At 39.8% G+C, this 11,174-nt stretch carries 8 protein-coding genes; all 8 read left to right on the plus strand.

Features of this window, described 5'->3' with window-relative positions; genetic code table 11:
• On the plus strand, positions 1-1,020 hold a 1,020-nt coding region (locus RAO94_00165; GenBank protein ID MDP8320740.1), incomplete at its 5' end, for a C25 family cysteine peptidase.
• Between the two features lie 118 nt (positions 1,021-1,138).
• Positions 1,139-3,196 carry a T9SS type A sorting domain-containing protein gene (locus RAO94_00170; GenBank protein MDP8320741.1) on the plus strand — a complete coding sequence of 686 codons (2,058 nt, stop codon included), beginning with the start codon at positions 1,139-1,141 and terminating at the stop codon, positions 3,194-3,196.
• A gap of 224 nt (positions 3,197-3,420) precedes the next feature.
• The gene (locus RAO94_00175; protein ID MDP8320742.1) at positions 3,421-3,684 is read left to right on the plus strand and encodes a hypothetical protein; all 264 of its coding nucleotides are present in this window, start codon (positions 3,421-3,423) and stop codon (positions 3,682-3,684) included.
• The gene (ileS, locus tag RAO94_00180; protein ID MDP8320743.1) at positions 3,677-6,805 is read left to right on the plus strand and encodes an isoleucine--tRNA ligase; all 3,129 of its coding nucleotides are present in this window, start codon (positions 3,677-3,679) and stop codon (positions 6,803-6,805) included. Before RAO94_00175 ends, ileS begins: the two co-directional genes overlap by 8 nt.
• Before the next feature lie 9 nt (positions 6,806-6,814).
• Positions 6,815-8,053 (plus strand): DUF1015 family protein, encoded by a 1,239-nt coding sequence (locus tag RAO94_00185; protein MDP8320744.1) that lies wholly within the window; start codon positions 6,815-6,817, stop codon positions 8,051-8,053.
• 69 nt (positions 8,054-8,122) lie between these two features.
• Entirely contained in the window at positions 8,123-9,418 is a 1,296-nt protein-coding gene (rimO, locus tag RAO94_00190) for a 30S ribosomal protein S12 methylthiotransferase RimO (protein ID MDP8320745.1), read from the plus strand.
• Positions 9,411-10,409: a tryptophan--tRNA ligase gene (trpS, locus tag RAO94_00195; GenBank protein ID MDP8320746.1), complete on the plus strand. Its 999-nt coding sequence runs from the start codon at positions 9,411-9,413 to the stop codon at positions 10,407-10,409. Before rimO ends, trpS begins: the two co-directional genes overlap by 8 nt.
• A 393-nt stretch (positions 10,410-10,802) precedes the next feature.
• Positions 10,803-11,174 (plus strand): hypothetical protein (locus RAO94_00200; GenBank protein MDP8320747.1); only part of this gene is annotated, 372 nt, incomplete at its 3' end.

Raw genomic sequence — 11,174 nt, forward strand, 5'->3', positions numbered from 1 at the left:
CATGCTAATTATGAATATATGTTCGGAATGCATAATGAAGATATGATAGAGGATAACTTTCCAGAATTGAATGGACTGGATCATACTTATCCCTTGATTTATACACACGGATGCAATTGTGGTGGTTTTGATCAGAATGACTGCATTGCTGAAGAAGCTCTCAAATTACCGAATTTTATCTCAGGATTCGTTGGTAATTCACGCTATGGCTGGTTTAATGAAGGACAAACAGAAGGTCCATCCCAGCACCTGCATCGTGAATTCGTAAATGCCCTTTATACTGATAAAGTTAATGATATTGCCCAAACGCATTTGCTTTCCAAAATAGCTACTGCTCCCTGGGTTACTGCTCCCGGTCAGCATGAGGAAGGAGCTCTGCGCTGGTGTTTTTATGACTGCAATGTGCTGGCAGATCCCACCTTATCTATCTGGACTGCTCCTCCTGTAGGAATTACGGTTAATTATCCCAGTGAGATCACTACGGATGCTACTTCTATCACTGTGTATGCAGAGCTGATGCATGAGAACGAACCAGCTGAGAATTTCCGTATTGCTCTTATCTATAATAGTTCTGTTATCGGTACTGGAACCACTGATTCTCTGGGTATCTGCAATATGCCCATCGATACTCTCCTTACTCCAGGAACGGATATCACGCTTTCTATCAGCGGATATAATTGCCTGCCTCAACAATATTATATCAGTGTTTCTGCAAGTGATCAGACAGAAGATGACCTTCCTGAAATTAATAGCAGCTTGATGAATTTCCCTAACCCTTTCAATCCAGAAACAGAAATTTCCTTCGAGCTTGATGCTCCCCAAAACGTTATCCTGGCAATATATTCCATCAAAGGTCAACACATCGTTACTTTACTGAATAGAGATCTTCCCTCTGGACTACAATCTGTTAAATGGGATGGTAATGATGCTGATAAACGCCAGGTAAATAGCGGAATATATTTCGCCCGATTACTCACTCAGGATGGTTCTCAAGAAATCAAAATGCTCCTTCTGAAATAATATATACTTCTGAAATAAATAAAATTATTTTTTTTACTTGACATACATATAAATTCATTTACTTTATTAAATTAGAAGGTCATAGTAAGCCCTTCAGAACTTATGGGGGTAATGTATTATGAAACAGTCACTGATTATTTTGTTTATTGTAATTTCCTTTATTGCTCAACTACTTGCGTATCCCGTCTCACCTGTTTATGATGATAATATGCTATCGCAAAGAAATTCTGCCCTGAATGAAACAAAAGATAGAATTGTTCCTGATTGGGAATGGTTAGTTCCTCCCCTGCCCTTAGTAGAGAACTACGCGGATTATTTCCAATGTTATAATGATACTCCTATCTCAGTTCAACCTGCTGAGAATGGTGGAGTCTATATCGTCTATCGCGTAAAGACTCAAACGGGAGAAAGCTCTATCTACTGCACCTATATTGATGAAACCGGTGAAGTTGTCATGATCGAAAATCTGGAATATGCAGGAAGTTATCCTGATGCTCATGTAGATCAGGTTACAGGTGATGTTTTCGCAAGTTGGCATGGCCAAACTGACACCGATACTGGATGCTTTTTGCTCTATGACCTTTATCATCTTACTGGAGTACCTGGAAACTGGAAGTATGACCCTATTCTCGTGATCGATCCTGCAAATGCTGCCAGTATCTTCCCTGATATTAATGACCAATTTCTCTGGCCCCAGGTAAAAACCGGCCCTTCTCCTGAACCTGATATGCAGAGAGCATATCTGGTAGCAACTAATAATGCCACATCTACTGGTATTGTAAGTAATACCACTGGAAATCCTTTGATCTGTTATGCTGATTTTAATGCCGAAGACCTTGAAAACCAAAGCGATCTGGAATGGGAATATACTTCCATCCCTCAATTAGATAATTTTCATCAGGAAATCCCCGAATGGGCACGGATTTTTAGCTCCTGGACGATTATTGATAACCAGGTAATTGTTATGGGGTATTTGACCTTTGAAGATTTCCCTGACCAGTTAGTCTGCCTGACAAATGATAATTATGGCGAAGGTGAATGGATATATTATTCTCAGGAATGGGTATTTGATGAAGAAAACCCGATATTCTACTTGCCAGGCAATCCAGAACCTCAATATCTCTTTGGTGAAGGTGCTGAACCGAGATGGATATTTATGCATACTTCTCATTTTAATCTTGTACCCAGTAATAATAATCAACAGGTTACTTTCCCTGGTGCTATGGCAATTATGGTCGATGACACCTGGTATGATCCTCTTTCCTTTATGATCTATCCCAAAATATTCAATTTTGATCTGAACACTCACCAATTTGAATTAACTGATGTCTATCCTGCTTCTTTAGACCCCAATAGTGTTCTCCCTGCTAAACCCTGGGATCTGGATGGAGATGGAGAGATCGATGAATTTGATGAAGAAGGTTACCCGCTCTGGGTAATGGACTGGCCCATTTTCCACTATGATCCGGATGTTGCCTTTCATTATAACCAGTATTACCTTACTACTGATCCTGAGACTGGTATCATGGCGTATGTGTGGGTAGATGGTCAAAAGGCAGCTGGTGCACAGGCAGAATTCCCTGGTTATGAAGGCTGGGAAGAAACACCTGAACTCGCAATCTGCCTGTCTTGGGATAATGGAGAGTACTGGTATGAACCCATCTTTATGAACGCTAATCCTGAAAGTGAGAATTATTGCCCGGAACTGGAAGGCATGATCCCCTGTTTTGCTTATCCCGGTGACCTGATTGAGTATGAAGATGGTTATATCCTCCACCTTTTCTTCCTTGATGATAATTCCTATGGCTCATTTCATTCACAGCAGCATGGTGAAAATAACGGCTCTACCTTCATGTATGCTTCAATAAGAATTGAAGATATTATCCCTGAAAATGATAACAATGAGATCACTCCCACACTCATCTCAACTCATAATTTCCCCAATCCTTTTAATCCAGCTACAACTATTGAATTTAACCTTCAACAAGCTGGAAATGTCAGTATTGATATCTATAACATAAAGGGTCAGAAGATCAAGAGTTTTGATACAAAATTCTATCAGCCAGGTGAACACCAGATCATCTGGAATGCAGATAATATCTCTTCAGGATTATATTTCTATAAAATCACTACTGAGCACAGCACCATTACCCAAAAAATGATCTTGATGAAATAAATTTGTTTCTCTCTATTTGGGAGTGTAATTTGCGGACATAGTGGACTAAGCGGACTGAGGGGAAGTTCTCTCTGCGTCCGCTTTGTCCGCTGAGTCCGCTAAGTCCCACAAGCTTCTATTCCCCACTCTAAATTATCTGCTATTATCCCCTCAGTAAATATTCATTGACATACAAAGCCATTAAGCCAGAAATTGCTGGAAAAATTTTAATTGAGAGGCATAAGATGTTTCGTTTAGAAGAAAAGCATTTAGATGCAGTGAAGGAGATAGCGGTACGTAACAGGAAAAAGCGCAGTTGCAATCGATGTTACGATCGCGGTTATATTGGAGTATCAGAAGAGAATTTGCTTGTTTTATGCCCCAAATGTGTAGATATAGAGAAGGCTCAGGCAGAATGGAAGGAATATGTGAGCGAACATAAAGAGCTGCATGAGCATTTTGCAGATTTATTTGAAGAAGAAAATGCAGGAGAAAAAATAGATGTATAAAACTTTTGATCCCAAAGAGAAAGTTACTGACCTGGAAAAAAGAACGCAGGACTACTGGTCAAAGACCGGTATGGTACAGCGAAGTGAAGATTTCCGGGCAGGAAAGGATAAATTCGTATTCTTTGAAGGCCCACCCACAGCTAATGGCAAGCCCGGTATCCATCATGTGTTGGCACGTACCCTGAAAGACACTATTTGCCGTTATAAAACCATGAAAGGATTTCAGGTTAAGCGCAAAGCTGGCTGGGATACCCATGGTTTACCCGTAGAAATTGAAGTAGAAAAGGCCTTAGGTCTGGAAGATAAGAATGATATCATCGAATTCGGCGTGAGTCAATTCAACCAAAAATGCCGTGATTCCGTTTTCTGTTATGAAAATATGTGGCGAGAGATGACCAAAGAGATGGGCTACTGGATTGATCTTGATAATCCTTATATCACACTCACAAATGATTATATTGAATCCGTCTGGTGGATACTTAATCAATTCTTCCAAAAGGGTCTGATCTATCAGGGACACAAGATCGTGCCTTATTGCCCCAAATGCGGAACTCCGCTTTCCAGTCATGAAGTTGCTCAGGGTTATCAGGAAACCGAAGATCCCTCAGTCTTTATCAAGTTCAAAAAAATAGGTGAAGATAACACCTGGTTTCTTGCCTGGACTACAACTCCCTGGACACTGATCAGCAATGTAGCATTGGCTGTTAATCCTATTGAGACCTACGTAAAAGTAGCCCACAAGGAAGAATTTCTGATCCTGGCAAAAGCTCGTCTGGAAGTTCTTGATGGTGAATTTGAAATAATAGCAGAATATCAGGGCTCAGAACTGGAATATCAGGAATATGAGCAGATGTTCCCCTTTGTGAAACCCAATAAAAAGGGATTCTATATCGGTTTGGCTGATTATGTGACCATGAGTGACGGTACGGGTATAGTACACACTGCTCCGGCTTTTGGCGCTGAGGATTATGAACTGGGTCGCAAATATGATCTGCCTATCATCCAACCTGTTGATGAAGCTGGCAAGTTCCAGGATGTGATCACGGACTGGGCAGGAGAATTCGTAAAAGACGCTGATAAAGCTATCATCCGAAATATGAATGATAGAGGAATTTTATATAAAAGAACCCAGATCAAGCATACTTATCCCTTCTGCTGGCGTTGTGACAGCCCTCTGATTTATTTTGCACGTGACAGCTGGTATATCCGAACCAGTGAATACAAACAGCAGATGCTGGAAAATAATCGTAAGATAAACTGGTATCCGGCTTTTGTGGGTGAAAAACGCTTTGGTGAATGGCTGGAAAATAATGTAGACTGGGCGATCAGCCGTAACCGTTTCTGGGGTACTCCCCTCAATATCTGGGTTTGCGATGATTGTGATAAACTGGAAAGCGTAGGCTCGATAGCTGAGCTGCGTGAGAAAGGGACACTGCAGGATGGTTCCCCTGTCCCGGAAGATATTGAACTTCACAGACCTTATGTGGATGATATTGTGATCAAGTGTCCGGAGTGCGGAAAACCGATGAAGCGTACTCCTGAAGTGATTGACTGCTGGTTTGACAGTGGTTCAATGCCCTTTGCACAATGGCATTATCCTTTTGAAAATGCCGATAACTTTGATCCTGAACTCTATCCCGCAGATTTCATCTCTGAGGGTATTGACCAGACTCGTGGCTGGTTTTATTCCATGCTGGCAATTTCCACTATGCTTACCGGCAAGTCATCATATAAGAATGTACTCGTTAATGACCTGATCCTTGACAAAAAGGGCGTCAAGATGTCTAAAACCAAAGGTAATTCAGTAGATCCACTCAAGATGATCCACCAGTTTGGTGCTGATGCCGTAAGGTGGTATCTGCTGGCAGTGAGTCCCCCCTGGATTCCCACTAAATTTGATGAAAAAGGCGTTGCCGAAATCCTTAATAAATTCTTTGGCACGCTCAAAAATGTGTATTCATTCTATGTCACTTATGCCAATATAGATGGATTTGATGCTCTTGAGCATGATAATTCCGGCTGCAAAGAAGCTGAAATTGACCGCTGGATAATCTCCAGACTTAATAATCTGATCTGTGAAGTTAATGCAAATACTGATAAATTTGAACTCACTCGCAGTGTGAGAGCTATCCAGAGCTTTGTGATCGATGATCTTAGCAACTGGTATGTTCGCCGCAGTCGCAGACGTTATTGGGCAATGACTCTCACGGATGATAAAAAAGCTGCATATCTGACACTCTGGGAAGTTCTTACTTCTGTGAGTCGTCTGGTTGCACCTTTTGCCCCATTCCTGGCTGAAGAAATATATCATAACCTTACGGGCGAAGATAGTGTTCATCTGGCAGATTTCCCTGTAAGTAATTCAGATCTTATTGATAACACCCTGGAAACCGAGATGAAAACAGTTATCAATCTGGTTTCTCTGGGAAGAGCAGCTCGTAACAGCTGCCAGATCAAAGTTCGTCAACCCCTGCAGACCATGTATATCCCTGCCGAATGTAAAGAACTGGTGCAACGCAATGAATGGCTGGTTAAAGAAGAAATCAACGTTAAGGATATAGAATACATAAAAAATGATTCCGATTTCATTAATTATGAAATTCGGGTAAATTTCAAGAAAATGGGACCTCGCTTTGGTAAAAATGTGAAAGACATCTCATCTGCCCTGAATGAGCTTGATCAAAACGCTATTGCAGCAGCTCTTAATAAAGAGAAGCTCTATAAGCTGGAACTTGATGGGAATGTATTTGAATTACACCCAGAGGAACTTATCATCTCTATCAAAAATAAAGAAGGTCTCACATTTGCAGCAGACAATGATCTCTTCGTAGCCCTTAATACCAAACTCACCGATGAGCTGATAGCAGAAGGACTTGCCAGAGAACTGGTAAACAAAATCCAGTATTCCCGTAAAGAAAACGGATTTGAGATAATGGACAGGATCAAGATCAAATATTCAGGTGAAGATGAAATCACAGCTGTTTTCTCGAAATTTGATGAATATATCAAAGCTGAAACTTTGACTGATGAAATTATCAAAGTCTCAGATACTTCTGATTTAAGCAATTTCGTGATCAATGATCGCCAGCTTTGGATGAAAATAACAAAAAATATAGAGTAGGAGCTGATAATGGCAAAAATAAAAGCTTTTAAGGGAGTTCGTCCTTCACCAGAATATTTTGGCGAAGTAGTTTCTCCTCCTTATGATGTCCTGAATTCGGAGGAAGCACGTCAGCAGGTAAAAGGTAAACCTTACAGTTTTTTACATGTTGTGAAACCGGAAGTTGATCTTCCAGCTGATCTTGATATCTATGGCGAAAAAGTTTATCAAAAAGGTAAAGAGAATCTCTATAAACTGATCAAAGATGATATATTGATCCAGGATGACAAACCTTGTTATTATCTTTATCAACTCATTATGGATAGAGTAAATCAGATCGGTCTTGTTGCCGTTGCATCGGTAGAAGACTATGAGAATGATATTATCAAAAAGCATGAGCACACTCGGGCAGTAAAAGAAGCTGACCGTATTAAGCATGTGGATACTCTCAACGCCAATACTGGTCCCGTCTTTCTCACGTATCCTCCCAGAAAAGATATGAATGTTCTGGTAGCTGAACTCACTCAGGATACACCATTATATAATTATGAAACCGAAGATGGGATTAAACACATCATCTGGAAAATTGATCAGGAAGATATTGTTGCCAGAATCACGCAGATTTTTAACGAGATAAAATTTCTTTATGTGGCTGATGGTCATCATCGTTCAGCTTCTGCTACCAAAGTTGGTCAACAACGCAGAGCAGCAAATCCTGATCATACCGGTGAAGAAGAATACAATTTCTTCCTGAGTGTGATTTTCCCGGCTAATCAGTTATACATTATGGATTATAATCGCGTTGTCAAGGATCTTAATGGTTTAACGGCAAAAGATTTTATCGACAAAGTCGAAAAAAAATTTGTTGTAGAAAAGCAGATTATGGAATATTATCCTGAAGGGCAACATCATTTTGGGATGTATATTGATGGAACATGGTATAAACTCACTGCCAGACATGGCAGCTTCCCGGAAGCTGACCCTGTATTAAGCCTGGACGTTTCTGTTCTGCAGAATAATCTGCTCTCCCCTATTCTTGGCATAGGTGATCCCCGTCACGACAAAAGAATTGATTTTGTAGGTGGTATCCGCGGTCTTAAAGAGCTTTCTCGTCGAATAGATACTGGTGAAGCAGTTGCCTTCTCCATGTACCCTACTTCAATTAAGCAGTTAATGGAAATTGCAGATGCTGGGGAGGTAATGCCTCCAAAATCTACCTGGTTTGAACCAAAACTTCGCTCCGGTGTAGTTGTTCATCTACTTGACTAATTATAATCATTTTGGAATAAATAAACAACCTGCCGGGCAACTGGCAGGTTTATTTTATCAGGAAGTGTTATGAAATATTATTATCTCGAAAGTCTCGGTTGTCCCAAAAACCTGGTCGATAGTGAAATATTTGCCGGCATTATTGAAAATAATGACTATCAAGCAACTTCAGACCCCTCTTTGGCAGAAGTGATAATCATTAATACCTGTGGTTTCATACTTGATGCCAAGCAGGAAGCTATTGATACTATCTTAACCCTTTCTGAATATAAAAAAACTGGCAAATGCACCAAACTCATAGCTACCGGCTGCCTGATAAGACGCTATTTTAATGATATTCAAAGGGATTTACCTGAGATCGATCATCTTGTGGATCTTAAGGATTTTTCCAGCTTCTCCGATATTTTTGCTGCTCCCTACACTCTCAAGCGACGGCAACTCACCCCTCCTCATTATGCCTATCTCCGTATTAGTGATGGCTGCAATAATCACTGCTCATATTGTGCTATCCCTTCTATCAGAGGCAAACTGCAAAGTGAACCTGTTGATAAACTTGTAGCTCAAGCACGCGAAATGGCTACTTCAGGTGTTAAGGAATTGATAGTCACTGCTCAGGATACAACTCAATATGGTTATGACTGGGATAATAAATCTCACTTAATTGAATTACTTATTGAACTGGAGAAAATCCCCGAACTGGAATGGATCAGGCTGCTGTATCTGCATCCTGCCCATCTTACTGATGAACTGATAGATCATATTTGCCAAAGCGATAAAATCTGCCATTACTTTGAAATCCCTCTCCAGCACGCAGCAGATCATTTACTAAATGACATGAATCGCAAAGTCGATCAAAAACGGGTACGTGAGATAATATCTCTCATAAGAAGAAATGATCCTCTGGCTGCTATTCGCACAACCTTCATAGTAGGACATCCAGGTGAAACAGAGCAGGATTATGATGAATTAATGGATTTCATTGAAGAGATGAGATTTGAAAGACTGGGTGTATTTACCTTTTCAGAAGAGGAAGGAACCCCTTCTGCAGACCTTCCGGATAAAATTGATGAAGATACAGCTGAATTAAGACGTGATCAATTAATGGCTATCCAGATGGAAATTTCCAAGATTACCATGAGCAGATATTATAAAAAAGTGATAAGAGTAATAATTGACGAAAAAAGTGAAGATAAAGAATTTGATTATATTGGCAGAACAGCTTATGATTGCCCGGAAATTGATGGGGTAGTTTATCTTTATGGTGATGCCAAACCCGGTGAGTTCAAAAATGTTATGATCATTGACACCTGGGAATATGACCTCGTCGGTAAAATATTAAGTGATAAGGAAGATGAAAATGAATAAAAAAATTGCCCTTACAGGAATTAAACCTACAGGAAATCCCCATATTGGGAATTATTTTGGAGCTATCAAACCCGCTCTCCAGCTCTCAGCTCAGTATGAGACCCGTTATTTTATCGCTGATTACCATGCTTTGAACCAGACAAAAGATCCCGATGTTCTGAGTGAACGGATCTACGAGATTGCTGCTGCCTGGCTTGCCTGTGGTCTTGATCCTGAACATAACCTTATCTATAAGCAATCCGCTGTTCCCCAAACTTTTGAGCTGAGCACAATTTTACTGGCTTTCACTCCCAAAGGTCTGATGAACAGAGCCCATGCCTATAAGGCAATGGTACAGACTAATAATGAACTTAACAAAGATACTGATGATGGCGTGAATATGGGACTATTCACTTATCCCGTGCTGATGAGTGCTGATATCCTGCTCTTTGATGCAGATGTGGTGCCTGTGGGCTCAGACCAGCAGCAGCATCTGGAAATGGCAACTGATATCGCCGAAGTGATCAACCGTAATTATAAAAAAGAAATCCTCAAGGTGCCACAGGCTCTGATTCATAAAGATACTGGAATTATTGTCGGCTTGGATGGTCGTAAAATGAGTAAAAGTTATAATAACACTATTCCCATGTTCCTGCCTGAAAAGAAACTGAGAAAACTCATAATGAAAATCGTGACCAACAGTCAGACGATTGAAGAGCCCAAAGATCCTGATATCTGCAATGTGTTTGCACTATATAAACTTTTTGCTGATCAGCAGCTACAGGAAGATATGAAAAAACGTTACCGTGCAGGCGGTTTAGGGTGGGGTCACGCCAAACAGGCTCTTTTTGAAATAATCAATGAAACCATTTCTTCTTTCAGAGAAAAATATAATCGTTTGATGGCTGATAAAGGATATATTGATGATATTCTGGAAAAAGGCTCAGCCCAAGCAAGAGAACTTGCTGAACAAAAACTCGTTTTGCTCCGTAAGGAAATTGGGGTCAGATAATCAAATCAAATTTGTAAATTTCATTAACTTGAGTTTCATCTGATATTCATCTGGGTTATTTTTAATTCTATCATAATATCCTATTTAATAACATCTTAATTATCCACTTCATATGCCATTATGTAAATAAAGTGGATATTGACCAAAACAACAAAGCACGTACTGACATTTTTATGTTAGATAGTTCTTTGTTGTTCCAAAACCAGCTCTCTTTATCACATCTACCTTATTTATTTAAATACTGGAGAAATTATATTAGGTGAATATCATTTTTGATTTGATAGTAAAAAAACGTGAAGTGGACGAAAAAATGTAAATTGGAGACAAAATACTTGACGGAAAAGAGAGATACAAGCATGTAGATACAAAGAGAATAAAATTAAAGGAGCTGAGATGAAGAAAATCAGTATCTACAGAATTATAAGTATTTTGGCATTTATCGCTCTCGTATTTATTTTAGCGTTACCTAACTTTTTTGATATAAATAAAAAGCAGGAAACAGAACAGTGTATAAAGAATATGAAGGTAGTATATGGAGCTGCCGAAGATTTTTTAAAGACGGAGCATAAGGATTTTAGCGGAACTTCGAGTGATCTTGAAAGAATGGGTTATTTGACCAAGTCTTATGAATGTCCCTCAGAAGCACCCGGAGATAAATATCAGGTTAAAGTGATTGCAGATTCCAATGAAGTAATTGTACGCTGCATCAACGAGATGAATAGTTCACCAGACTTATCCCAGAATTCCTTTGAAGACATCACATAT

It is taken from the genome of Candidatus Stygibacter australis, from assembly GCA_030765845.1.
GTDB lineage: Bacteria > Cloacimonadota > Cloacimonadia > Cloacimonadales > TCS61 > Stygibacter > Stygibacter australis.

Excerpts from the sequence above, each read along its gene's own strand:
- RAO94_00170 (MDP8320741.1), top strand. The coding sequence starts at position 1,139 with ATGAAACAGTCACTGATTATTTTGTTTATTGTAATTTCCTTTATTGCT.
- RAO94_00175 (MDP8320742.1), top strand. The coding sequence starts at position 3,421 with ATGTTTCGTTTAGAAGAAAAGCATTTAGATGCAGTGAAGGAGATAGCG.
- ileS (MDP8320743.1), top strand. The coding sequence starts at position 3,677 with ATGTATAAAACTTTTGATCCCAAAGAGAAAGTTACTGACCTGGAAAAA.
- RAO94_00185 (MDP8320744.1), top strand. The coding sequence starts at position 6,815 with ATGGCAAAAATAAAAGCTTTTAAGGGAGTTCGTCCTTCACCAGAATAT.
- rimO (MDP8320745.1), top strand. The coding sequence starts at position 8,123 with ATGAAATATTATTATCTCGAAAGTCTCGGTTGTCCCAAAAACCTGGTC.
- trpS (MDP8320746.1), top strand. The coding sequence starts at position 9,411 with ATGAATAAAAAAATTGCCCTTACAGGAATTAAACCTACAGGAAATCCC.